Source organism: Empedobacter sp. 225-1, assembly GCF_030328185.1.
GTDB classification, from domain to species: domain Bacteria; phylum Bacteroidota; class Bacteroidia; order Flavobacteriales; family Weeksellaceae; genus Empedobacter; species Empedobacter stercoris.
In genome coordinates this window covers 1-25,711 of the sequence record NZ_JACALO010000015.1, presented here as the reverse complement: position 1 = coordinate 25,711, position 25,711 = coordinate 1, and the positions used below count along the sequence as shown (strand labels likewise).

The 25,711-nt window shown below is 29.9% G+C and carries 24 protein-coding genes; 5 read left to right on the top strand and 19 right to left on the bottom strand.

The window, feature by feature from the left end; translation table 11 throughout:
- Positions 1–29: 29 nt before the first annotated feature.
- From HX088_RS06105 to HX088_RS06075, 7 genes are all read right to left on the bottom strand, one after another.
- Positions 30–863 carry a 5'-nucleotidase, lipoprotein e(P4) family gene (locus tag HX088_RS06105; protein WP_260543389.1) on the bottom strand — a complete coding sequence of 278 codons (834 nt, stop codon included), beginning with the start codon at positions 861–863 and terminating at the stop codon, positions 30–32.
- 54 nt (positions 864–917) lie between these two features.
- Complete coding sequence (locus HX088_RS06100) at positions 918–1,412, bottom strand: hypothetical protein (protein WP_260543390.1); 495 nt, start codon at positions 1,410–1,412, stop codon at positions 918–920.
- Between the two features lie 154 nt (positions 1,413–1,566).
- A complete protein-coding gene (locus tag HX088_RS06095) occupies positions 1,567–2,130 on the bottom strand; it encodes a GNAT family N-acetyltransferase (RefSeq protein ID WP_171621705.1) in 564 nt (187 codons plus the stop codon).
- A 53-nt stretch (positions 2,131–2,183) separates the two neighbouring features.
- On the bottom strand, positions 2,184–2,711 hold the full coding sequence (locus HX088_RS06090) for a hypothetical protein (RefSeq protein ID WP_284583803.1): 528 nt from the start codon (positions 2,709–2,711) through the stop codon (positions 2,184–2,186).
- A 107-nt stretch (positions 2,712–2,818) separates the two neighbouring features.
- On the bottom strand, positions 2,819–3,646 hold the full coding sequence (gene prmC, locus HX088_RS06085; RefSeq protein WP_171621703.1) for a peptide chain release factor N(5)-glutamine methyltransferase: 828 nt from the start codon (positions 3,644–3,646) through the stop codon (positions 2,819–2,821).
- Between the two features lie 201 nt (positions 3,647–3,847).
- The gene (locus tag HX088_RS06080) at positions 3,848–5,230 is read right to left on the bottom strand and encodes an MFS transporter (RefSeq protein ID WP_188320144.1); all 1,383 of its coding nucleotides are present in this window, start codon (positions 5,228–5,230) and stop codon (positions 3,848–3,850) included.
- 14 nt (positions 5,231–5,244) lie between these two features.
- Positions 5,245–6,567 (bottom strand): DcaP family trimeric outer membrane transporter, encoded by a 1,323-nt coding sequence (locus HX088_RS06075; RefSeq protein ID WP_171621701.1) that lies wholly within the window; start codon positions 6,565–6,567, stop codon positions 5,245–5,247.
- Between the two features lie 588 nt (positions 6,568–7,155).
- Here HX088_RS06075 and HX088_RS06070 point away from each other — a divergent pair.
- On the top strand, positions 7,156–7,995 hold the full coding sequence (locus HX088_RS06070; RefSeq protein ID WP_286483682.1) for a GNAT family N-acetyltransferase: 840 nt from the start codon (positions 7,156–7,158) through the stop codon (positions 7,993–7,995).
- 42 nt (positions 7,996–8,037) lie between these two features.
- On the opposite strand, the gene tyrS is transcribed toward HX088_RS06070, so the two are convergent.
- Entirely contained in the window at positions 8,038–9,240 is a 1,203-nt protein-coding gene (gene tyrS / locus HX088_RS06065; RefSeq protein WP_171621699.1) for a tyrosine--tRNA ligase, read from the bottom strand.
- 296 nt (positions 9,241–9,536) lie between these two features.
- Between tyrS and ybaK the strand changes: the two genes are divergently transcribed.
- On the top strand, positions 9,537–10,028 hold the full coding sequence (gene ybaK / locus HX088_RS06060; protein WP_286483681.1) for a Cys-tRNA(Pro) deacylase: 492 nt from the start codon (positions 9,537–9,539) through the stop codon (positions 10,026–10,028).
- 13 nt (positions 10,029–10,041) lie between these two features.
- On the opposite strand, the gene HX088_RS06055 is transcribed toward ybaK, so the two are convergent.
- Positions 10,042–11,163 carry a redoxin domain-containing protein gene (locus HX088_RS06055; protein WP_286483680.1) on the bottom strand — a complete coding sequence of 374 codons (1,122 nt, stop codon included), beginning with the start codon at positions 11,161–11,163 and terminating at the stop codon, positions 10,042–10,044.
- A 186-nt stretch (positions 11,164–11,349) separates the two neighbouring features.
- Between HX088_RS06055 and HX088_RS06050 the strand changes: the two genes are divergently transcribed.
- Entirely contained in the window at positions 11,350–12,120 is a 771-nt protein-coding gene (locus tag HX088_RS06050) for a hypothetical protein (RefSeq protein WP_225541571.1), read from the top strand.
- Between the two features lie 291 nt (positions 12,121–12,411).
- On the opposite strand, the gene HX088_RS06045 is transcribed toward HX088_RS06050, so the two are convergent.
- The 3 genes from HX088_RS06045 to HX088_RS06035 all read right to left on the bottom strand — a co-directional run bounded on the left by HX088_RS06045 (position 12,412) and on the right by HX088_RS06035 (position 15,401).
- On the bottom strand, positions 12,412–12,750 hold the full coding sequence (locus tag HX088_RS06045) for a cysteine-rich CWC family protein (RefSeq protein WP_171621695.1): 339 nt from the start codon (positions 12,748–12,750) through the stop codon (positions 12,412–12,414).
- Positions 12,751–13,021: 271 nt separating this feature from the next.
- Positions 13,022–14,311 (bottom strand): branched-chain amino acid transport system II carrier protein, encoded by a 1,290-nt coding sequence (gene brnQ, locus HX088_RS06040; RefSeq protein ID WP_260543398.1) that lies wholly within the window; start codon positions 14,309–14,311, stop codon positions 13,022–13,024.
- A gap of 370 nt (positions 14,312–14,681) precedes the next feature.
- Positions 14,682–15,401, bottom strand: a complete 720-nt coding sequence (locus HX088_RS06035) for a 3-ketoacyl-ACP reductase (protein ID WP_171621693.1) — start codon at positions 15,399–15,401, stop codon at positions 14,682–14,684.
- Positions 15,402–15,550: 149 nt separating this feature from the next.
- Between HX088_RS06035 and HX088_RS13920 the strand changes: the two genes are divergently transcribed.
- Positions 15,551–15,820, top strand: coding sequence for a DUF1294 domain-containing protein (locus HX088_RS13920; protein ID WP_188320150.1), 270 nt, complete (start codon positions 15,551–15,553; stop codon positions 15,818–15,820).
- Positions 15,821–15,822: 2 nt separating this feature from the next.
- On the opposite strand, the gene arfB is transcribed toward HX088_RS13920, so the two are convergent.
- From arfB to HX088_RS06000, 7 genes are all read right to left on the bottom strand, one after another.
- Positions 15,823–16,215 (bottom strand): alternative ribosome rescue aminoacyl-tRNA hydrolase ArfB, encoded by a 393-nt coding sequence (arfB, locus tag HX088_RS06030; RefSeq protein WP_286483679.1) that lies wholly within the window; start codon positions 16,213–16,215, stop codon positions 15,823–15,825.
- A 19-nt stretch (positions 16,216–16,234) separates the two neighbouring features.
- Complete coding sequence (locus HX088_RS06025; protein ID WP_225541576.1) at positions 16,235–17,188, bottom strand: aldo/keto reductase; 954 nt, start codon at positions 17,186–17,188, stop codon at positions 16,235–16,237.
- Positions 17,189–17,448: 260 nt separating this feature from the next.
- The gene (locus HX088_RS06020) at positions 17,449–20,478 is read right to left on the bottom strand and encodes a sensor histidine kinase (protein WP_286483678.1); all 3,030 of its coding nucleotides are present in this window, start codon (positions 20,476–20,478) and stop codon (positions 17,449–17,451) included.
- The gene (locus tag HX088_RS06015; protein ID WP_284583809.1) at positions 20,465–21,259 is read right to left on the bottom strand and encodes a LytR/AlgR family response regulator transcription factor; all 795 of its coding nucleotides are present in this window, start codon (positions 21,257–21,259) and stop codon (positions 20,465–20,467) included. Before HX088_RS06015 ends, HX088_RS06020 begins: the two co-directional genes overlap by 14 nt.
- Before the next feature lie 78 nt (positions 21,260–21,337).
- Positions 21,338–22,492 carry an MFS transporter gene (locus HX088_RS06010; protein WP_286483677.1) on the bottom strand — a complete coding sequence of 385 codons (1,155 nt, stop codon included), beginning with the start codon at positions 22,490–22,492 and terminating at the stop codon, positions 21,338–21,340.
- Positions 22,493–22,500: 8 nt separating this feature from the next.
- Positions 22,501–22,890: an SMU1112c/YaeR family gloxylase I-like metalloprotein gene (gene gloA2 / locus HX088_RS06005; RefSeq protein WP_260543406.1), complete on the bottom strand. Its 390-nt coding sequence runs from the start codon at positions 22,888–22,890 to the stop codon at positions 22,501–22,503.
- Between the two features lie 4 nt (positions 22,891–22,894).
- Positions 22,895–23,974 carry an NADH:flavin oxidoreductase/NADH oxidase gene (locus HX088_RS06000; RefSeq protein WP_260543408.1) on the bottom strand — a complete coding sequence of 360 codons (1,080 nt, stop codon included), beginning with the start codon at positions 23,972–23,974 and terminating at the stop codon, positions 22,895–22,897.
- 294 nt (positions 23,975–24,268) lie between these two features.
- Here HX088_RS06000 and HX088_RS05995 point away from each other — a divergent pair, with 294 nt between their 5' ends.
- On the top strand, positions 24,269–25,603 hold the full coding sequence (locus tag HX088_RS05995; protein ID WP_260543410.1) for an NAD(P)/FAD-dependent oxidoreductase: 1,335 nt from the start codon (positions 24,269–24,271) through the stop codon (positions 25,601–25,603).
- The last annotated feature ends 108 nt before the right edge of the window (positions 25,604–25,711 follow it).

Genomic DNA, 25,711 nt, shown 5'->3' with positions numbered 1-25,711 from the left:
TGGATTTTTTTATTCTATTTTAATAAATATTAATGACTTGGCGTTTCTTTTGCTGCTTCGTAAATAATTGAATCTTTCTGTTCTTGGGTCAAATCATATTTATAATCAAAAATTGCAGATTCCCAATCTCCATAGCCAACATTAGGTAAAACAATAAATCTTTTTCCAAATTCAGCTTTCAAAGTCTCAACTGCTGCAGCTCTTTCATTTTCAGATTTATGATTATCAAACAAATTAGAAAAATCTGTTAAACTATCTCCTAATAATAGAACAATATCAAAATCTTTTGCAATATTTTGACGACGAGTTTCTTTACTACTCTCTTTGCTTCTCAAAATCAAATTTTGAGGACTTTGTAACGGATAGTTGTATTTCATCAAATTAGCTAAAGTTCCTGGACGTTCTTCTTCGTATCTATTCGTGATATAAAAAATCTGAACTCCCTTACTCGCTGCGTATTGAAAAAACTCTAAAGATCCTGCTAATGGAGTTGCAATCCCTTTTGAAGTCCAATTTGCCCACGTATCTTGCGACCAAGTTTTACCTTGTTTCGCCATTTCTACTGCGTAATATGAATTATCTAAAAATGTTTCATCAATATCTGATACAATAGCGATGGGTTTTTCGCCTTTCGCTGCGATCGCTTCATCTAAACGCAATTTCGCAACGTTATAAGCTTGTTGACTTAAAGCCTGATACTCAGCTGCTCTTTGTTGAAAAAAAGCGGCATATATTTTACCATCAACTTGTAAACTATGATTTGTTGTTGTTTTCTGTTGCTCTTGTATAGCTACTTTCGGTGTTTGACAAGCTGTTAAACCAAAAAGCATTACACTTCCCAACATCAATTGTAAATGTTTCATATAAACTTATTCTTGCTTGCAAAATTAAGCATATATCTAATTTGTTAACTATAATTAATGAACGAATTTAACTGAATCAAGATTTGACTCGTATAAATATTGTTTCAAATGAATAACTTGTTGATGAATTTCTAATGTAATCTCCACAAAATCCATTTCATTAAAATTTGAAAAATTGTGATCAAAAAAATAAATATTTCGAATGACATGCGCTTCAGGAAGAATCGTATTCTTAAGTAAAATATCATTTGTTCCCATGTTCAATTCTCCATAAAAAGTTACGTCTGCCTTTATTTTTTCTTGTAAAGTAGAAGAAAAATAAGTCGCTTCTTTCAAATTAATTCGAATTGTTTTATGGGTATGATTTTCTATAGAAATCAATAATTCTAACGTTTTCTCTTTTTTTGTAATCGAAGAAATTACAAAATTATAAGGCAACGCATTGTGTTCAAAATTCTCCTTCTTTTCGTTTGATTTATCAATTGCAATAAACGATACTTTTGGTTCTTCTATTTCAATATTTTTGACTACTGTTTTCTTAGAATTCATTTTTTTGTAAAGCACTAAAATAATTAAAATAAGAACAAATAAAATTAAATATTTCATTTTACAAAGTTAACTATTATTGCATTCTTTACAGAAATGTGTTCACAAAAAAAGTAAGTGATTAAACTTACTTTTTATCTGATAAATTATTGTGATATTAAACAGATTTGTACTGCATATGTTCATGATTTTCATTCATCAACATTTTTTCGCCAACGACAACAAAACCTTTTCTTTCATACAACTTTTTAGCATTCGGATTGGTAAAATCAACCAATAAGCCTAACGTTTGTTTTCGATGATGAACAATTTCTTCAATCAAATAATCTAATATTTTAGAACCAATTCCTTTCCCTCTAAAATCTTCAGAAACAGCAATTGTATCTATATAAATTTCTCCAGCTTGCGTTTCATCTTGAGGTTGTATAGTTTGATTATAATTAGTTTTTAAAAAATCTAAAACGGGTTTTCTTAAATCATTTAATTTTCCTCCATCATAAAAAGTTGTTGTACCAGCAAATTGATTTTCATATTCAATTACAACTGTATTTTGATAACTGTATTGATTATTCTCTTGTTCGATTAATTTTTTTAAGAATAAAATTCCTTCTTCGTAGTCAGTTTTTCCAATAAAATCAAACACAATTTTATCCATTGCTAACATCATCAATTTTGCGATAGATGCAGCATCTTCTTTTGTTGCTTCTCTAAAATTTAACATAAAAAATAGCCTTGAGATTTCTCAAGGCTAAGTTAACAATAATAATATTGATATTATTTTGCTTTCAATTTTTCTAAGGTATTGTTATACCCTTCTTTCGCTTTTTCTCCAGCTTCTTTTGCTTCCGCTTTTACATCTTTTGCCGCTGCATTAATGTCTGCTTTAGCATCTTTCGCTGCAGTATTGATATCTTCTTTCGCTTTAGTTGCTTTTTCATCAACTTTATCTACTGCATTATTTACACCAGCTTTTACGTCTTGTGCAGCGTCTTTCACTGCTTCTTTAGTATTTTTCCAAGCTGTATTAGCATCATCATACGCTTTCTGAGCTGCTTCCTCTGCCGCTTTATCACCTTTAGCTTTCGCTTCATCTAATTTAGCTTTCGCCTCATCCAATCTAGCTTTCGCTTCCGTTTCAGAAACTGTTGTAGTCGTTGTAGTTGTTTCCGTAATAATTGCAGTCGAGTCGTTTGCTAAAGAATCTACCGTAACATTAGTTTCAGTCGTTTTAGCTGTTTCTTGTTTACAAGATGTAGCAAAAGATAATGATGCGACTGCTACTAATACAAATAATTTTTTCATAGTTGTTTATTTAATTGTTTTTTAATAATGTAAAACCTAACAATTTTAATACCAATTTTATTTGAAATACAAGAGGTTTTACTACATAAACGAAAAAAATATTTTCATTATTGTGTGTTTGAAGCTTTTAACATGCGATCATTTCCTGAAATATCTTTATAAATAGTTACAAATTCATAATTTTTCTCAAAAAGTTGTTTTGTTTCTTGTCCTAAATATTGATTAATTTCACAATAAATTGTTCCATTTTGATTCAGATGATTCTCTGCAAAAACAAGCACACGTTCATAAAAAATAAGGGCATTTTCATTTTCGACAAAAAGAGCCAAATGAGGTTCGAAATTTAATACATTTTGATGCATTTCTTCTTTCTCTAAATTTCTGATATAAGGAGGATTAGAAACAATAACATCAAATTTTTGATTTAACTGAATATCTTCGAGAAGATTTTGTTGATAAAAATCAATTTTAACATTCAAATTTTGGGCATTCGATTGAGCTACTTCTAAAGCTTTTTCAGAAATATCAATAGCCGAAACATTTGAGTTCGGAAATAATTTGGCCAAAGAAATAGGTATACAACCACTTCCAGTTCCTAAATCAATCAGTGATAATTCAGTTTCAGGATTATAATCATTTCGAATCAATTCGATTAATTCTTCCGTCTCTGGACGCGGAATTAATGTATTTTCATTGACGATAAAAAAATCATTATAAAAAAAAGCTTTTCCTGTAATATGTTGTACGGGTTTTCCTTTTTTTAATTGCTTAATATCTGATGAAATTTCTGATGTATAATCGATTTCATTAGAAGGAATAAATTGAATATCAAATTTATCTTCTAAATAAATTAAAAAAACACCTTCAATTTCATCTTGATCATAAATAGATTCTAATTCTGAAATAAAAAGTTGCTTTAACTCAGCTAAAGTCATTCTATTAAATTTTTGTAAAGTTAAATTTTATTACGTGATAATGCACGATTGTTGTAAGACAAAACACAACAATACAATGTATCTATTTAAAAATTAACAAATAAGTTGACAATAAAATCATACAACAGAAATCATTAAAAACTAAAAATGCTTCAAGAAATCTTGAAGCATTTTTAGTTGTAATCAATGAATTATAAAGAATTAATTATCTTCAGTCAAATCTGTTTTATATGTTTCTGGAATTGTGAAATAATTCACTAAAATCGCAATAAATATTAAAACTAAAGGATATACAAGACCAATATATGGTGACATTGCTGCCGAAACGATAATGGTACTTTTGATTAATTCCGTCACAAAGGTTGTTGCACCTCCAATAAATCCATTCCCCATATTTTGAGCAAATCCCATACTTGTATAGCGAATTTTAGTAGGGAAAATTTCTAACATAAATGCACCAAGTGGTCCGTATGTCGCTGCTCCAGCAATAGAAGTAATTAAACTTACTACAATAATCCCGACTACAGCTAAATTCGAAATATCATGAATTTCTTTTAATCCATCTGGATTTCCTAATTGCATGTATAAAAAGAATGACAATGGAATCAAAATAAAACTACTAATCATTCCTCCTAACATAACAGGCTTACGACCAATTTTATCACTCAACGCTCCGAACCATTGATAGAAAAATGAACTAAATAAAGTAGAACATAAAACTACGATTAGAACAGTCTCGTATGGTAAATTAACTGCTCTTTGTAAAAAGAATAATGTTACGAATAACGTTGTTTGCATAATTGTACTTTGTGCTGCATTTCCACCAAAAATAGCTTTTAGCATCAATTTTACGTTTCCTGGTGTTGTAAAAGCATCTTTAATTGGAGTCTTAGATGTTTTTCCTTCTTTTTTCAATTGCTCGAAAATTGGACTTTCATGTAAACGTTGACGAATAAAATAACTTAAAATAACTAATATTCCACTAAATAAAAATGGAATTCTCCATCCGAAGCTGCTAAATGCTTCTTCTGATAAAACAGACTGAGTTAAGAAAACAACTGTTAAACATAACAATAATCCGATAGGAACTGTTGCTTGAATAAACCCTGTGTAAAACCCTCTTTTCTCTGCTGGAGCATGCTCAGCCACATAAATTACCGCACCTGCATATTCTCCACTAATTGCAAGTCCTTGCATGATGCGGCAAACCAATAATAAAACTGGAGCTAGCCAACCAACATCCTCAAAAGTTGGAATACAACCTATTAAAAATGTAGCTGCTCCCATCATAATTAAAGAAACTAGGAATGAATATTTTCTACCAATACGATCACCAATACTTCCAAAAATTAAAGATCCAATTGGTCTAAACATAAAAGACGAAACAACAACTGCAAGTGTTTCTAAGAAATGTGACGAACCGTCATTCGGAAATAATTGTGTCGAAAGTACACTTGCTAAGATGATTGCTAAGAACATATCGTACCATTCAATCAATGTTCCGACTGATGATGCTAAAATAATTTGGAAAATATTATCCTTCTTCGCTTCTGTTTGCGAAGTATTTAAAGTGCTTGTACTCATTTTTTGTGTGATTTTTAGAAGTTAAATAATGTCGTTAATTGAAATCTGTTGTTATTTGCTAAATATTTATTCTCAGTTCCTGTTCCTTTTATGGTCGCATCAGCCCATTGAGCCGTACTACGATCATACTCTAATCTAAATTTTAATGCTTTGCTTAATGTAAAATCTAAACGAGGAACTACTTTATACAAATAATTAACTGTTCGTGTTCCTGGAGTAGCAGAAATAGCTCCCCAATTGGTTGTTACACCATAAGAAGTTGCACTTGCATCTTCTACTGGATTTTTAACTCCATTATTTCTGACATATCCTGCAAATAATCCGAACGAAAACTTACCTGTGGAATTTTGTTGCAAATCAATCCACATACTGTGTGTATTCATCGGTTTATATGTTTCTACTTCTAAAGGACTTTTTTGATACCCTACAATTCCTCCTAATTGCACAAATGATGATGCGTCTTGCATCAAATATCCTGCAACAGTGACTTGAAGCGGTTTTGTATTTAATTTTGAGTAAGCCATGAACGAAACATTTTCTACTCGTTCACTTGATTTTATCGGTGGATTACCCGAAGATAGTTTTGGTTTTAAATTCTCATACTGAGCACCTACTCCTCCTGTAAAAACTGGAGATTTATACTGCAATTGTAAATGAGCAGCTGGCATTCCACTGTTTCTAAAAGGTTCTGTGTTGGGTGTAAAATCGCGTTGAGAATGTAAAGCAGCGATCACTTTAAATTTATCTGTTAACTTATGCGTTAATCGCACTTGTGGATTTCTATTCAATGCATAAACAGGAGCGCCAGTTCCATAATTAGCAACATTTGGCAAAGCTTCTAAAACAACAAACGGATGCCAATATTGACCAATCCCTAATTGCGTTTTCTCCCAATCTAACATCACGTAGGCGTGGCGTAAACGAAATTCATTAATTCCTCCTTCTGTTGCTCCAAAAAATTCTCCTTCTAAAATACCCGAAGTTTTAGCACCAAGTAGTTCTGGTCCTTTTAAATTAACACCCGCTCTCGAAACAATTGATAGCATATGAAATTTTGATGCATCATTAATATCTGCACCATTCACATCTAATAATCGATCTTTTGGATAAAGAGGAACCAAGACCTCTCCTGCTCCGATCATTTGACGTGTATCCATAAAAATATCATTCCTGATAAATCCATAAAATTGAACATCAACTTTATCTTTGTTTTCTTGGGGTTGTATTACCTCAACTTTTTCTACAACTATAGTGTCATTTATACGCTGTTGAGCAACGACATAGGAATAGCAGCAAAACAAGGCAATGGAAGCCAATTTTGTTAAATTTTTACTCATTTTTTTGTGATAATTTGAGCGACTAAAATAACAAAAAGAAAAAAACTAACAAATGTTCGTTATTCATTTTTGAATAAAAGTTATTAACATTATCAAATTGACGATTTGCAAATAGTTTTTTTGAGAATTAGGTATTTTTGAAAATAAATAAGAAAGAATTTTTATGAAAATCACATTTTAAATAGTGTATTAATTACACCTTTGCTGAAATTCTACTTCAAGATTTTTATAAAAAAATCGAGAGAAGAATAGGTGTTTCAACAAATGAGGAGAAATATTTCTTCTCTCGTAGTTTTAGTTTTAAAAATGTATGCAAATTTATTAAATAGAGAATATTGTGCACTAAAAACCAATGATAAGCTTATGTTAAATCATAAACAAAAGTTTATTTGTTAATTTTATTCAAAGTAACTTAACTTAAACATAACTTTTTTGAATAAAAATTCATTCTGATTTATTAAAACATATAATTATTTATCAAATTCGGAATTAGAAGGTAAACGATTATTCGGTTGAGGTGAATTTTTTAAGATTTTTTTTAGAAATTTATTAAATGTTGGGGCTATTTTTGCTTTGCAAATTATGACTATGCAAACAAACATTAAAATACATTCATTAGCTCATGTAGATTTGGAAGAATTATCTGCTTTGTACAATCTTTCTTATCAAAATTACTACATTTCTATTCATCTTTCTTTAGATCAATTTAAAGGAAAGTTAAAAATGGAAGATATCAATCTTGATTATTCTATTGGTGCAAGTATTGATGGAAAATTAGTTGGGTTTTTACTTTATGGCATACGAAATAATGCCGGTATAAAAACAGCTTATATTGGAGGAACGGGAGTTTGCCCTACACACAGAGGCAAAAAAATCACCCAACAAATGCTTGATTTTAGTTTTCCGAAATTAAAAGAATCTCATGTTAAAAACATTTTTTTAGAAGTAAATACTCAAAATGATTTTGCAATAAACGCTTACGAAGCTTGTGGTTTTAAAAAAACAAGAACATTAAATAGTTACAAAGGAATTCCAATTCTTGTCGTAAATCCTTTACATGAAATTGTTGATTTTGAAGATTTAAATCTGATAACAGGAGAAAATTTTTGGGATATAAAACCAACATGGAAAAACGATATTCAAAGTGTAAAAAATATCATTGATAATTGCCAAATAAACGGAATTTACGAAGACGGGATTTTAGTTGCTTACAAAATCATCAATAAAAATAATACACGTATTTATCAATTTGGTGTACATCACGATTATAGAAATCGTTACTTGGCTTCTATTCTATTCAGCGATTTGAAAAATAAAGAAATCAAAATGATAAATGTTGACGAAAGAGAAACCTCAACAAACGATTTCATACAATCATTGGGATTAAAATTGTATGATAAACAATACGAAATGAAAAAAGAATTATAATATAAAAGCCTCTAAAATAGAGGCTTTTGTTATAAATGAAATTTATTTTAATTCGAAAAAATCTCGTTTTCCTATTTTGATTTTAGTTTCCTTTTCGACTAAAAAATCAGCCAAAGGATCTGTACTTTTTTCACCATTAATTTGCACCGCACCACTTTCTATCAAACGTCTAACAGCCGTTTTTGATAAATCATTTTTTAATTGATGACAAACCTCTAATACAGAAATTTTTTCAGTTGTGATTTGCAATGAATCTATTTCAACTGGTTCAAACACTCTATTGTCATCATTCCTTTTTTGAAATTGATTGTTAAAAAATGCTTCAGCAGCTTCAGCATCTTTTTCTGAATGATATTGCGTAATGATATTTTTAGCAACTATTTTTTTGATTAACATAGGATTATCCGATTTTAATCGTTCATTCAAATTTGCTTTTTCTTCAATTGAAAAATCTGTTGCTAATGCAATGTATTCTTCCAATAAATCGTCAGGAATAGACATTGTTTTTCCAAACATTTCGTTTGGTTCATCTGTCAATCCGATAATATTATTCAACGATTTACTCATTTTTTCTTTTCCATCTGTTCCTCTTAAAAGTGGCATACACAATACAATTTGTGCAGCATCGCCATTCGTTTCTTGTAACTGACGTCCCATCGTACAATTGAATAATTGATCTGTACCTCCCATTTCGATATCAGCATTTATTTGAACTGAGTCATAAGCTTGTAAAATAGGATAAACCAACTCGTGCATCGCAATTGGTGTATTCTCTGTAAATCGTTTGTTAAAATCATTTCGATGCATTAATTGTGCAACCGTTACTTTTGACAACAATTGAATTACGTCCGAAAAAGGTAAATGATCTAACCAATCCGAATTAAAGACAATTTCTGCTTTATCAACATTAATTATTTTTGATAATTGATTGATATAAGTTTCAGCATTTTTCTGAACTTGATCTGCATTTAATGGTTGACGACTTTTGTTTTTTCCTGTTGGATCACCGATTTGAGCTGTAAAACTACCTACTAAAATAACAATTTGATGCCCTAAATCTTGAAACTCTTTTAATTTTTTTAAAACTACTGCATGACCCAAATGTAGATCTGGTGCAGTTGGATCAAATCCTAATTTAATTCGTAGAGAACGATTTTCTTTTTCAGCTAATTTTAATTTTTCTTCTAATCCATTCTCAGGTAAAAAAATGGCTACATTTTCTTTTAAACTTTTTAAACTTTCCATATGATTGAAAATAAAAAAGCCCGAGCAAAACTGCTCGGGCTTGTAGATTATGATTAAATTTTTGACGTACAAAATTAATACGAAGTATACACATAGTCTACCCGAGCAAATATTGTACGATAATAAGTGCTAAAGAAAGGTAAACGTAATATATGTTGTAAAAACTTCATAAGTGGTACAAAGGTAGCAATAGTTTTTTAGTTTAAGGATTTTCTTTCAAAATTTTGTCGTAATCTTCAATTCATAAATAGTCAAAAAATAGTTTTTCGTTTTAACTTTGTCTAAATTTAGTTAGAATGAGTAATAAATCTGCAAAAACAAATGCAGTCCGATTATTGGATACACAAAATGTTTCGTATACATTACGCGAATATGAAGTCGATGAAGAACATGTAGATGCTTTGCATGTGGCAAAATCTTTGGGTGTAAATCCTGAAGGCATTTATAAAACGTTGGTTTTGAAAGGAAATATAGCGCCTTATCTTGTTGCGGTAATACCCGCGAATACGCATCTTGATATGAAAAAGTTTGCCAAAGTTTCTGGAAATAAAAATTGCGAGATGCTTCCTTTGAAAGATTTATTAAAAGTTACAGGATATATTCGTGGTGGTTGTTCACCTATTGGAATGAAAAAACAATTTCCTACCTACATTGAGGAGTTAGCACTTATACAAGATCAGATTTGTATTAGCGCAGGAAAAAAAGGGTTGCAAATTTTACTAAATGCAGAAGATTTAGGAAATATAATCGATGCTAAATTTGAAGATATTACTCAATTCGACATCTAATTTTCTCAGCTTATTATTTACTTTTCAAAATTATTTTTTCCAAAATTGTAGGAAATTTTGCTTCATCTTCGAATGTTAAATTTGGATTCGCATATACAATAGTTCCATTTTTATCAATTACATAAGTTGCTCTATTGTTGTATCCTAATCGATTGTACGAATTATACGCCAAAGAAATCCCATAATCCTCATCATTTAAATACGTGATGTTTGTTGTACGTAAAGCTGTCTTCCATAATGTTAACAAAGAATTTGTAGAACTGGAAATTGCATAACTTTTTACATTTTGTAACAATGGGTTATGATCTATTAATTGAATTTGAGCAGCACATGTCATTGGCGCTTTTGTGTCTATTGTATTAAAATTAGGTAATATTTGCCCACTAAAAGCTGCAGGATAAAATGTCAACACTTTGAAGTTTGATTGATCATCCAATAGTTTTTCTGTTGAATTCATAGCGTAATTAGGACCTTTCAAAATAAAATTAGGTGCTTTGTCTCCTACTTTTAAGGTAACATTTTTATTGAAATCTACATTCAATTCTTCTATTTTAGAAGCTCTTTTAACTAATTTCTCTAAGGGTTTTAAATGCTCTCCTTGTGCTCGATAATCATTATCTCTCATCAAAATTTTATTATTTTGATCCACTAAAAAAAGTATCGAACTTTCGACTAAGAGTGAATTAGAATTAGAGGTTGGAATTATAGTTGAAATAGAATTCTGTTTAAAAGGTTTAAGCCCAATTGCAGTATAAATTTTACCAGCTTCATCATAAATTACTTTCGCACCTTCTAACTTATTTTGATTCGATGAATCATTAAACGTTAATGATTGTTGCGCATCCTTCCTCCATTTATCTTCTTCGTTTACAACATAAACCACATTAATTTTAGGAGGATTTGTTGTAGCAAAAGCTAATCCTTTCACAAAATAATGATGCAGAGAAGTCGTTAACATACTTGCGTAATTATTTGTTTTGTAAAGACTTGGCGTAAAAACAATTATTTTAAGATCTTGAGATTGACCTAAATTCTCAATTTTATGAACAGGAAATTGATCACCTACATTCAAATGTTGTCCTTTAACAACGGATAAACTACAAATAAATAATACAATGGTATAGATTCGGAACATAAGTCGTTTATTTTAATTAAACTAATCATTTTAAACTTCCACAAGATAACTAAAATTATATTCTCACAAAAAAGTACATCTTTATTTCTCATTAAAAATAAGACATTAACTTTTGAAGTTGGCGATTCCTTATTACACTAAATCCGCTATCTTTGTAATGATTTTAACTTTAAAATTTATAGTCAAATGGAATTTAATGTAACCAATGCTTTGAAACAATTAAACACTGAGTATTCAGAAGAAAATGCATCAGAAATTATTGAAAACTTATTGTACAATCCAACTGATTTTTCTGACGAAGACCATACGATAATTGACTCTTTGGGAGATAAATTCTTACGAATTGCAGCACAGATTTTCGTTGAAGATTTGGCATACGATTTCAATACTTTAGTTAATTATTGGGAAGCTTTTATTGGACAATTAACAGAGGAGCAATCTCAAAATCTATTGAATTTTGCTATTGAACAAACAGAGGTAGATTTTGTTGAAGATTTTATTATCGGTTACAGAAAGTTCTATACAAATCCGAAAGAAAGTATTACATTTTTCAATAAACTAAATGAAGATGAATTTTACGAAATTAAATTTTTTAAAGCTCGTTGTTATGAAGTTTTAGAAGAAAATGAAAATGCTGTTAATGCTTACATCAATTATTTAAGTACTACACACTTTAAAGAAGAGGAAAATGCAGAACAAGCTGCGGTAAACGAATTTTACATTAGCCATAGCATTGCGCCATTGTTAGTAAAAATGAACAAATTTGACGAAGCTAAAATTTATTTTGACAAGGTTTTAAATAATTTGAGTTTAGAAGATTATTTAGCAAATTTCGAGAATTCGAATCATCAAGAAGTTAAATCATTTTTAGAAGATTACGCAACAACTTTAAAAGAAACTGGAGATAATACAACAGCAACAAAAGTCTCTAAAAAAATAATGGAAATTTTTTCTTAAAAATACAACACTCGTAAACGGTTTATTGATTACCAATAAACTACTCATATATAGGTAGGTTTAACATTTCATTACCAATTTCATAAATCTAATCTATTGTTAGATAAAAAAATAAATAAGATATTATTTATCAATTCAAGAAATAGATCTAAATTTGTCTTATAAATAATTTATTCATAGTTGTTAAGGATAATGGAGATTGATCTTTTGAAGAGGAATCCTTAATAAAAATAGAGTTTTTTTATAGTATTTTTAGGTTGGTTAATGGTTCAATGCAAATTGAACCATTTTTTATTTCTTAAAACCATATGCACAATGTCTACACCCATTTTGGCAACATTTACCTTTTTGATAATGAAAAAATTCTGTAAAAACCCAATTCCCGTTTTCGATGTAATAATGTATATGCGGAACAAATTCTGAAGGCATGGTTGGGTACTTGTATTCTTTATCTAAAGTTTCGAAATAATTCAATTGCTCCAAGCAATTAGTGCATAAACACTTGTAATGCGTTTTTGTTAAAAACTCTTTCGTTTCTGGTTTCAATTCAATTTTAGAGCAACTGCAATTATTAATATCATTTACATTACACGTTATTTCTTTATTACAACGCGAGCAAGTTTCTTCCATTTTATTTTTATTGATTTTCTTTCAAGTTAATAAATAATCTTAAACTTATATTAAAATTAATGATTGAATACCTTTGTAATCATGATTAATAAATGAATATAAATTAATTCTATTCGGACATAATATTAATCTTTCGTAAATAAATTATTTATAATCATAACTTTAAGAACTTTGTAAAAGAATAAAAGATAGACATTATCATTATTCTTTTAGTGTTTTTATAGTAGTTTTGATTGGTTAAAATCCTCTGAAAGTTATTCAGAGGATTTTTTTATTTCTTTATTTTATCAATCAATAAACCAAATCCAAATCCAATAATTGAAGGAACTACCCAACCTAAATCATATTCGAAGAATGGTATTTTATTTAAACTTGAAACAGTCGATTCATCAAAATAACCTAATAATTTTAGTAAACCTAAAATTGCAATAATTGTAGATGCCAATAAAGCAAAAACAAATGGTGTTTTACTTTTTACTATTTTACCAAATAACACGATATAAATAACTAAAGTAATTGTAATTGGGTATACAAATGCCAAAGGCGGATAAGCAAAATTGATTATCTCATCTACACCTTTTATGGATAAACCAAATGAAATTAAGGTACACAAAACGACTAAAACAGAGTAACTTAGTTTTCCGTTTGTTAATCGTCCAAAGAACGTTCCTACAGCAGAAGTTAGTGCAATAGAAGTAGTAAGACAAGCGAAAGCCATACACAAGGCAATTGCAATTAAACCATAATGTCCTAATGTATTTCTTGAAATTTCGATCAATAATTCTGCTCGTGTAATAGTTGGATTTGTTTCCCCTGAAGTAGCTCCTAAATAAATCAAACCACCATAAACAAATAATAAGCACGTTGTAGATAACAAGCCCGAAATGATAACAATTTGAGATTTACTTTTCGTATCTGTATAGCCTTTATTACGCGCTGCTGCGATAATAATTCCTGCAAAAATAACCGATGCCAACACATCTAATGTTTGATAACCTTCGATAAAACCTTTGGAAAATGATTGCATCATTGTTAATTCAGAAGGCATAAAATCGGCTGTTGGATTCAAAATTCCCATCGTTATTAGCAAAAATAATAACACTAATAAAACAGGAGTAAGATAATTCCCTATAACATCTACAACTTTAGAAGGACGGATTGCCAGTAAAATTGTAATTGCAAAGAAAATCATTGACCCCCAAATAGGATCTAACGTCGGAAAAAATGGTTTGATTCCAACTTCAAAAGTAGTTGCAGCTGTACGTGGAATGGCAATTAAAGGTCCAATACAAATCATAATAATTGTTCCTAAAATAGCTGCTAATCGTTTGTCTACACGATTTCCTAAATCATTAAAATTATTTCCAGAAAAAACTACCGACAAAATTCCAGTAAATGGCAATAAAATTCCAGTTAAACCAAATGCAAGCATTGCAACAAAATAATTAGAGCCTACTTCTACTCCAATCATCGGAGGCAAAAGAAGATTTCCTGCTCCAAAAAACATTGCAAATAACGCAAATCCAAGTGTTAATACATTGTTTAACTTTCTATTTTTCATATATCTATTAATTCTTACTGTTCAAAAAAATTGGTCTGCAAATTACTACAATTGCATTTTCAAGCCTTAAACTTAGTCGATTTATTCGATAAATGCATAGCTAAATTATAAATTTGACAGATATGAATAATAATTTTTATATTTATCAAAATTTAAACCTTGTATATTAGGAATGTTCTAATCTTTCTTTGTTAACAAATCTTAAAACATATATTTAAAAAAAATTTAATACTAAACTTAGTTGGTATAATTTTCTTCTTTTGGGCTGAAAACATTTAACATATAACTTACTTTATTGTGAAGCGTTTTAATACAAAAAAATCCAATTTCAGTTTGAAATTGGATTTTAATTATGTTATAATATTAATTTTTAAGGATTTGTTGACCACAAAGAAGCTGATGCTAACATTGCACGTTTGTCTAATTTTAATAAATCGACAATTAATTGAGCAAAATCTTCTGGTTGAAGAACAGTCTCTGGGTTACCATCTGTAATTTTTAAAACATCTTTTGACATTTCAGATGCAATGGTACTTGGCGTTAAAGTTGTAACGCGAATATTTTTCTTTCTCAATTCGAACATCAACGACTCAGATAAACCAATTAATCCCGCTTTAGATGCTGAATAAGCAGAAGTTACAGCGTTTCCTTTTAAACCAGCAGTTGAAGAAACATTGATAATATCCCCACTTCCTAATTCGACCATTGAAGGAACTACTGTTTTGGAAACGTAATAAGGTCCAAATAGATTTGTACGAACAATCTCTTCCCAATCGTTTTCTTCCATCTCTAAAAAACTACCGAAAGCTGCAATTCCAGCATTATTGATCAAAATATCAAATGCACCAAATGATGTAATTAATTTTTCTAATTGTGTTTTTACTTCATTTTTTTCTGCAACATCAAAAATTGAATAATCAGATTTTACACCAAAATTTTTTATTTCGGTAACGGTTTCTTCTAATTTGTTTTTATTTCTTCCCGTAATTGCTACATCTACTCCTTCTTTCGCCAATGCCAAAGCAATTGCTTTTCCTAATCCTCTACTACCGCCAGTAACTAAGGCTTTTTTACCTTTTAAATCTTGCATAATAATTTTTAAATTTATGTTTTACAATTATTTGGAAGTTTTTTAATTATGATTTTGATATACAAAGATAAACAACAAAGTATTGCATTAAAAATTTTTATATTTTCTTAAGATTAATTAATTTAGTTTTCAAATTACACACTAATAACATGACTACTTTTTTAATTATTGCTTTACTTACAATTAACGCCATAGCGTTTCTTCTATTCAAAATAGATAAAAGAAACTCAATTTTAGGAAAACGAAGAGTTTCCGAATGGACGCTTTGTTTAATTACATTAATTGGTGGAACAATAGGTTCATTAATGTCTATGCAAATTTATCGTCACAAAACAAGAAAAAAATCTTTTATTTTTAAAATAATCCTTATTGCAGTTCTACAATGTAGTGCTTTGATATTTCTAATGGATCGTATTTAATTTTAATACCTAAACCTACGACTGTCTTTTTTCTCTGCGAGTTGTTTCTTTTGATTCAATCTTTTTTGTTGAGAAGCTTTCGTAGGTATTGTTTTCCTTCTAAACTTCGGTATAATCAATGATTTTTCAACCAATTCCATCATATTCTTTGTCACTTTTTCTTTATTATCTAATTGCGATCGTGACTGTTGAGAACTTAGTTGTAAATAACCTTCAGCATTAATTTTATTTTTTAATTTTTCTGAAATCATCGTCTTCTCTTCATCTGAAAAAAATTGAGATTCGAAAACATGCCATTTAGCTAAAACCATTGTTTCAACTTTATTTACATGCTGTCCTCCAGCTCCACTACTCCTTGCAGTTTTATAATTAATTTCAGAAGTAAAATCTTTCATTTTATGAATTTAAAACAATTTAATTATTACTTGCCTCTGTTAAAAGTTTTACATCATCATGAGATAATTTCACATTAACAGCTTCAACAAAAGCATCAAGATGTTGCTCTTTTGTAGCACTTGCAATTGGCGCAACAACCGTTTTTTGTTCTAATAACCAAGCTAACGAAACTGCCGAATATGAGATATTGTATCGATTAGAAATTGTTTCTAATGCATCTAAAATTCGAAAACCTTTTTCATTTAGATACTTCTTTATTCCATCACCTCTCAAACTTTTTTGCAAATCCTCTTCGTTTCTATATTTTCCAGACAAGAACCCGCTTGCTAAACTATAATAAGGTATTACCGCTAAATTATATTTTTCAGCAATTGGTTGCAAAAACTCTTCGAAATGTTGACGATCATACAAATTGTATTCAGGCTGCAACGTCTTATAGTGAGGTAAATTATAAAGCTCTGATTTATCAAGAGATTCACCCAAACGTTCTGAAGAAAAATTTGACGCTCCAATGAAGCGAACCTTTCCTTCTTTTACTAATTGATTGTAGGCTGATAAAGTTTCCTCTACAGGTGTATTGACATCATCATAATGTGTTTGATACAAATCGATATAATCTGTTTGTAAACGAGTAAGTGACTCTTCAACTTCTTTTAGAATATGTGCTTTGGTTGTATTTGGTTTATCTTGAATCATATTTCGTCCACCAACTTTCGTTGCCAAAACAAGCTGATCCCTACCGCCTCTTGACTTTAACCAATTTCCAATTATTTTCTCTGATTCTGTTCCAACATTACCAGGAACCCAATAAGAATAATTATTTGCAGTATCTATGGCATTAAATCCTCTATCGATGAAAGCATCCAAAATTCGGAATGATTCTTCTTCATTCAATGTCCATCCAAAAACGTTTCCTCCAAAAAAAATTGGCTCGATCTCTAAGTCTGTATTTCCTAATTGTACCTTTTTCATAGGTATAAAGATAAAAAAAAGCTACTTTGCAGTAGCTTCCTGGTGTAAAATTTTTTGACTCACACGTCGAAAAAATGTAACTTTTAAGATACTTATGATGTCTTCATAGGTTTAGAAAACGAAGTATCTAAGTTTAATACTTAGTTTGAAATCGATACACAAATATAGATACTGAATATATTCTATCACAAAAAACGGAATCTAACTTCGTAAATTGTATTTTTAGCAAGGTGAAATTAGCAACCAATCGGGTGAAAATTTTAAATGATTTTTAAAATCAGCCTTACTCTTGTCCCTTTTTCTTGAAAAGAAATAAAAATATTCTCATCTAAATTGTGATTTAACAGTTGTAATCGTTCGTTGATAATTTTCAACGCTTTTGATTCGTAATTTTTATTACCTTTTTCCTGGTTCAAAATTCCTTTTCCATTATCTTCTACCGTAATTTCTAAGAAATTCTGTTGCAAAGCTAACTTCAAGTTAATGGTTGGTTGTAAACTGTATTGATCAAACGCATGAACAAACGCATTCTCGATAATAGGTTGAATCAACATTGGAGGGATTTTAATCCGATGAATATCTACATTTTCATCTTTTTCGATAGTAAATTGTATCTTATTATTCCATCTAAAATTTTCTACCTCAACATATAATTTTAAAAAATCAATTTCATCTTTCAAACTAATTTCATCTTTTGTTGATAGATTCAGCATTTGACGAATTAAATGAGAAAAACGACCAAGCGAATTCAATGCATTATCAATATCATTGTCCAAAATATAAAACTGTATAGAATTCAGAACATTGAAAATAAAATGCGGATTCATCTGCGATTGTAACGCTGTTAATTTAGTTTCTGTCAATTGACGCTCCAACAACAATCGTTGATTTTCTTGTCGATTCTTTTCATTCAATTGATTAATTTTTAATTGGTTAAACTTATTTAAAGTTTTGATTTTATTTGCATTATATCGATAAATAATTAAACTAACAACAAGAATAGATGATAAAATAAAATAAATATTCAAATAAAAAGGTTCGTCAATATCAAGCGAAATAAGGTCAATAATTTGCTTTGTTCCATTATTGGTATCTGTAATTTCGAGCTGAACTTTATACTTTCCGTATTGTAAATTTCGTAAATGAATTGTCTCATCTCCAAAATATTCGTTCCAACTTTCATCTGGATTAATTCGATAACGATATTTAAAATTTTGAGCAAAATTTACATCAACAACAGAAAAATTAATGGTGACATTATTTTCATTATTTTTCAGTTTTAAGTTTTTATCAATCAAATCAAACCATGCAAATTTATCAATTCCATAATCTTCATCATTCACTTTAAAACTTGTAATGATAACTTTTTTCGGATGATTATTTTGTTTAAACAAATTTTCTAAATTCAATTTATAAAATCCGTTTTCAACTCCAAGTGTCACAATTTTTCCATCAAAATTTGATGAATGAATATCTTTATTGACAAAACCTTGTTCGTTACTAATCATATAAGTTTTTCCCTTATTAAAAACCAATAAATTACGATTCGTTCCGATTAAAATACTTTCATCAAAAATATCAATCGAACTGATATTTTCTCCTCCAATTTGACGAATATCAAACATTTTTTTAGTTTTCAATTCATCTCCTTTCACTTCTAGAATGTATACTTTCGCAAATTCTGTCGCAACCATCAAAAGGTTATCGCCAATACATTTTATCATTTTAATTTTTGATTCTGTAAACTGATTATTTTCTAAATACGAAACAAATTTTCCATTTTCATATTTAAACAATCCATCCAAAGAAGAGCCGAAAAAAACAGCCTTTTTATTTTTACAAATCGATACCACATCTTTCGGTACGTTTCCTTGTTCTGGTGAATAGGCACGATAATTCAACGAATTAAAATCTTCAAAAATTAAAATTCCTCCGACAGGACTTGTTTGAATAAATTGATTGTTAAAAAACGTAAACTGACTTGTTCTGTTTGGTAAATATCTTTTGAAATTTCCTTCAAAATCCAATTCAAAAAGGCCCAAATTTGTAGCAATAACAAACGAATCTCCATGAATAATTAGTTTATAAAACCGAAGATTTTTTTCTTTTAAATTGAAATCGATTTCATAAAAATCTTTGTTCGACTGATTAAGAAAATCTTTATATTTTGCTTTATTACGAAGCATATAATCATAAAACTCTTCTCTTTTTATCAATTTATTGACAACATCATTTTGTTTAAAATAAAGTCCTTCTGGTGTTAGAAAATAATGTGTATTGTTGATTTTAAAAGTTTCAATTATTCGCTTATTATCAATTGTCGAGAACTCTAAAAAATGATTAAAATGAACTTCAAAAAGCCCTTTATCAGCACTTCCTACATAAATCAAATCATCTGTTTTGCTACTAAAAATACGATATGGGAAATCTGAAGCAATTCTAAACTTATCGGTTTGATTTAAAATTTGATTATTCCTTAACTCCGCAATCATTCCGTTTCCTGCGCCAATATCATAACCTGCAAGTAAAATAGATTGTCGTTTTTCAGATTTATTATGGTTTCTAAAAACTGGTAAATCATAGGTTTCAAAATTCGTTTTATGATTTAAAAAATCGTTGATTGGAATTACTTTTAGACCTTTGTTTGAAGATAAATACAGTTTATTTTCATCCACAAAGCTATAATTAATACGATTATAGGAATTGGCTAATTTTAATTTATTCGGTTGAACTTCGTACACACCATGATCAATTGTGGTAACATACACTTTGTTTTGATACTCAAAAAAAGAGACAGCCTCGAATACAATATTATTGTTTTTCTCAAAAGCTGGATTATAAATTTTATTTGATTTTGTATCAATTATAGAAACTCCACCTTGAGTAGCAATATAGATTAAATCATTCAAATAAAACAAATTACGCACCCTGTCCGAAACTAATCCTTTAGATGTATTAATAAGTTCGTATTGTTGACCAGTAAATTTCAATATTCCTTGTCCATAGCTTCCAAACCAAATATTATGATCTTTGTCTTCGATAATTTTCCAAATATTATTGTACTGAACTTTCTCAAAACTCTTCATAATTTTGAAATTATCCATATCCTTTACAAAAACACCAAAACGAGTACCAACCCAAACAATATTTCGTGAATCTTTGTAAATACTTAAAATTTCGTTAGCAGGTAAACCGTTCTCATAGGTATATTGTTTTGTAAGGACAAATTGCGCAGAAAGCCAATTTGAACAAAAAATAGCGATTAGTAGAATGAAGTTACGAAACCACATTTGATACTATTTTATAGCCAAGCGACGTGACAGGTAAATTTGATTCGCCTTCTTTTGGTTTACATGCAAGAATCAATACATTGTTTCGTTTATCGAATTTTTTAGCAAAATTTATATTGACCAAATATGAACGATTGACGCGAAAAAAGTTAGTTTGATCAATTAAATTCTCGACTTCTTTCAAGGTTTTTGTAACCATATATGCATCATCTTTTGTAAATATCGTACAATAACTATCGTCTGCTTTGCAATAAATGATATCGTCTATTTTAAGAACCAAGACTTCTGTTATAGATGGAATAAAAATAATTCCATGTTCATTTTTAAAGGTATCTTTTAAATTTTCTGTTTCAACTTCTTCTTCAAAATCGTCGTTGACAGTAACTACTTCATTATTATGATTCAATTGACTTTGACGTTCTACAAAACGATTCAATAAAATTTTCAAATCTGAAATTGCGATTGGTTTCATCAAATATCCCAGACATCCCCATTGATTAACTGCTTGTAAAATATAGTCTGAATGAGCTGTAGTAAAGATCACATCAAAAGTAATGTCATCAAAATAATCAAATAATTTGAAGCCATATTCATCTGGCATTTGAATATCTAAAAAAACAATATCAGGTTGATTTTCTTTTATTTTTTCAACACCTTCTTTTACAGAACTTGCGGTATCAATCAACTTAAAAAAATTAGGTAAAGCATGTTGAATAATTTTCTTTAACCCTTGTTGAGCAAAGTGTTCATCATCAATGATAAGAGCTTTATAATTGTCCATTTTAGCGTATTTAATACAAATATAAACAAAAAAGGATGCTCTATAGAACATCCCTTTTTTAATCAAGTAATTCTTGATTTATATTTTTTTTGATTTTAATTGAAAAAATAGTGCTGCGATGATAGCTCCTACAGCTGCCATTATAAACCCGACCCATAATTGCGAATTAAAACCTAATCCCAATGCAATTGGAATTCCTCCTAAGAATGCACCTAACGCATTTCCAATATTAAAACTCGCTTGTCCAGCTGCTGCTGCTAAAGTTTCTGATCCTTTTCCGTTATTGATTAGCATCATTTGAATTGGAGAACCAATTGTAAAAGCGATCAATCCTGTAATAAACGACATTATATATGCCATTGCTTGAATATGTGACGTAAAATAAACAATAACTAAGCAAACTGCCATTGACGCAAATGATATAATTGCTGCTTTATTTGGAGACATTGTATCGGCTAATTTTCCTCCAATAAAATTTCCAACAAACATTCCCAAACCAATTAATGTCATAATAATAGGAACCTGTGTTTTTGGCAAATCTGCGACATTTGTCATTAATGGAGAGATGTAACTAATCCAAGCAAATAAACCTGATGTACCGATTGAAATCATGACGATTAAAACCCAAGCTTCCCATTTTTTGAAAAAACTAAGTTGTTCTATCAAGCTTCCTTTGTTTGTATTTTTGATATTAGGCACCCATAACGATATGGCTAACATTGTGATTAATCCAAGGCTTGCTACAATTCCGAATGTTAAACGCCAAGAATACAACTGCCCTAATTTTGTCCCCAAAGGAACACCTACTAAATTGGCAAAAGTTAATCCTGCAAACATGATTGATATCGCTTGCGCTTCCTTTCCTTTAGTAGCTAATTGTGCTGCAACAACAGAGCCAACTCCAAAAAATGCACCATGAGGCAAACCAGACATAAAGCGAGCAATTAATAATGTGGTGTAACTTGGAGCTATGACAAAAAGAGAATTAAAAATAGTAAACAACAACATAAAAAATATCAATACTTTTTTAGGTGAATACTTACTTGTAGCCATGATTAATGTTGGAGCGCCAACCATTACACCCATCGCATACATTGATATAAAATTCCCTCCTTTTGGAATTGATATGTTCAAATCTTTTGCAAAATCCTCTAAAACTCCCATCATCGAAAATTCCGTCATTCCGATGGCTAAACCTCCCATTGCTAAAGCAAGTAAACTCTTTTGTACCATTTATTTTTTTATTCTTCGTATAATTCTATAGGTAAACCGTCAGGATCTTCAAAAAAAGTAAACTTTTTCTGCGTGTATTCATCCACACGAATTGGTTCTACCTTTATTTCTAACTGCTTTAGTTTTTCAACTTCATTTTCAATATTCCCAACAGCAAAAGCAATGTGTCTCAAGCCAGAGGCCTCTGGTCGAGAAATACGTTTTGCTGGTTTTGGAAAAGAGAATAATTCGATGCAGTAATAATTTTGCAAAGCTAAATCTAATTTATAAGAATCACGTTCTTTTCGATAAACTTCTTGTACAACTTCAAACCCTAAAATTTCAGTATAAAACTGTTTTGACTTTTGGTAATCGGAACAAATAATTGCTATGTGATGAATTTTATTTAATGTTAACATCTATTTATTTGTAATGATTATTTTTTGCTCTTTCATATTGTGGCAACCATTTAATGTCTTCTCCTAACTCTTTCGCTGCATGCAATGCGAAATAAGGATCTCTTAACAATTCTCTTCCTAAAAAGATTAAATCTGCTTCATTATTTTGTAAAATTTCTTCTGCTTGATTGGGTTCAAAAATTAATCCAACTGCTCCTGTTATAGCATTTACTTGATTTTTAATCTCTTTAGAAAATGGAACTTGATAATTTTTCTTCACTTCAATTTTTTGATGACTCACTCCACCTCCAGACGAAACATCAATTACTTCAACACCTCTATATTTCAGAATTTTACACAATTCTATTGTTTCTACTAAATTCCATCCATTTTCAGCCCAATCAGAAGCGGATAAACGAATCCAAAGTGATTGAGTCGTCATGTATTTTTTTATTTCATCAACAATTTCCAAAACAAAACGAATTCTGTTTTCAAAACTTCCACCGTATTCATCTGTTCGATTATTAATCAATGGCGATAAAAATTGATGAGCCAAATAACCATGTGCACCATGAATTTCTATAATCTCAAAACCAGCTTTTATAGCACGTTCTGTAGCTTTTCCCCATTCTTTTGTTACTGCATTAATTTCATCAACTGATAATTGATTTGGAATTTCATCTGTTTCATTGAAAGGTAAGTTTGAACTTGAAACCGTTTTCCAACCATTTTCTTCGTTTGATTTTATTTGATGATAACCCTTCCAAGGTATTTCAGTACTTGCTTTACGTCCTGCATGCGCTAATTGAATTCCAGGAACACAATTGTAACGTTTAATTTCTTTTGTAATTTTTTGATAAGCTTCGATGTGTTCATCTTTCCAAATCCCTAAATCTCCATATGAAATTCTACCTTCGGGAACAATTGCTGTAGCTTCTATAATAATCGCCGAAACATTTCCTACCGCACGAGAAACATAATGCTGAAAATGCCAATCATTAGGAAAGCCATCTTCGGAAGAATATTGACACATTGGCGACATGATTATTCTATTTTTTAATGAAATTGATTCATTTATTTTAATCGGTTCAAATAATTTACTCATAACCTGTATTTTTTAAATATAATTTTGACTAAAATTCGACAATTTGATTCAATTCTTAAAATGATTTACCTTAAAATAATTTCTATTTCATCTCATTTTTCAAGTTTAAAACGAGACGAAAATCGTTAAATCATAAATGTTTTTAACATTTTATCAAAAGCTGACAAAAAACATAAATTTTAAAAAATCTAATAATCAATCCGATATCATAGTAAATCTCTAAGGTTCAGAATAATTTTTAATAAATCTTGCATTGTTTCTTAGTTTGTTCGTAATTTTACAAAAAAGTGAATTTTGGAAAAGAAAAAGATTGTCATTTTAGGTGCTGGATTTGCCGGACTTAAATTAGCCCGTAAATTAAATAATAACCCACACTTTTCTGTTACACTTATTGACCGCTATAATTACCATCAATTTCAACCTCTTTTTTATCAGGTTGCAACAGCTGCTATCAACGCGAGTGATATTTCATTCCCGATACGTAAAGTTTTTCAAAACAGTAAAAATGTAAGCGTACGATTAGCAGAAGTAACTGGAATTAACAAAGAGAAAAACGAAGTTGAAACCACAATTGGTGATTTTTCTTATGACTATTTGGTTGTTGCCATGGGATGTACCACAAATTTCTTCGGGAACAAACAAATTGAGGAATTATCATTCCCAATGAAATCGACGAATGAAGCACTAACGCTTAAAAATCGATTACTAACAAACTTCGAGAGTGCATATTCTGCAGAAACTCCTGAAGAATTGGAAGAAATAATGAATATTGTCGTTGTAGGTGGAGGACCAACAGGAGTTGAACTTTCAGGTGCAATTGCGCAAATGAAAAAATTTATTCTTCCGAAAGATTACCCAGATTTAGATTTCTCTAAATTAAATATTTATTTAATTGAAGGAGGTCCAAATTTATTAGGTCCTATGTCTGATTTAGCACACAAAAAGTCTTACGAATATTTGACGAATATGGGTGTTAATGTTTGGACAGATGGTCGCGTAACAGACTATGATGGAAAAACAATTTCTTTAGCAGATGGTCGTACAATCAAAACTCGTAATTTGATTTGGGCTGCTGGAGTTATGGGAAATGTGCCTGAAGGTGCTGTTGCAAGAGAAGATTTACAACGAGGAAATCGTTTGAAAGTAGATCGTACGTCTAAAGTTTTAGGAACAAATAACATTTATGCAATTGGAGATATTGCTTCGATGGAAACACCGAAGTACCCTCATGGACATCCTCAATTAGCACGTGTTGCTGGAGACCAAGCTGTACAATTGGCTAAGAATTTTGACAAATTGGGGCAAGGTTTATCTGAAGATAAATTAACTTTTTTCGAATATCAAGATCCAGGTTCTATGGCAACAATTGGTAAGCGTAAAGCAGTTGTAGATTTACCTAAGTTTTCATTCTCTGGACGAATAGCTTGGTTTACTTGGATGTTCTTACACTTGATGTTAATCTTAACAGTTCGTAACAAACTGGCTATTTTCTTAAACTGGGCACAAACATATTTTACGAATGATTCCTCATTACGTATTATTGTTCGTCCTACGAAAAAAGATTTTAGATTTAATTTGAAAGGTTACAGACGTTTCCCTAAAAATCGTGAAAAAGAAATAGAAGCTTAAAAAACTTTATTCAATAAAAAAAATCCGCTATTACACTGCCCCCAAAAAGTTAGACACTTTTGGGGGCATTTTTTATGACAAGAAAAGTAAAATATGGTGTAGCATTTA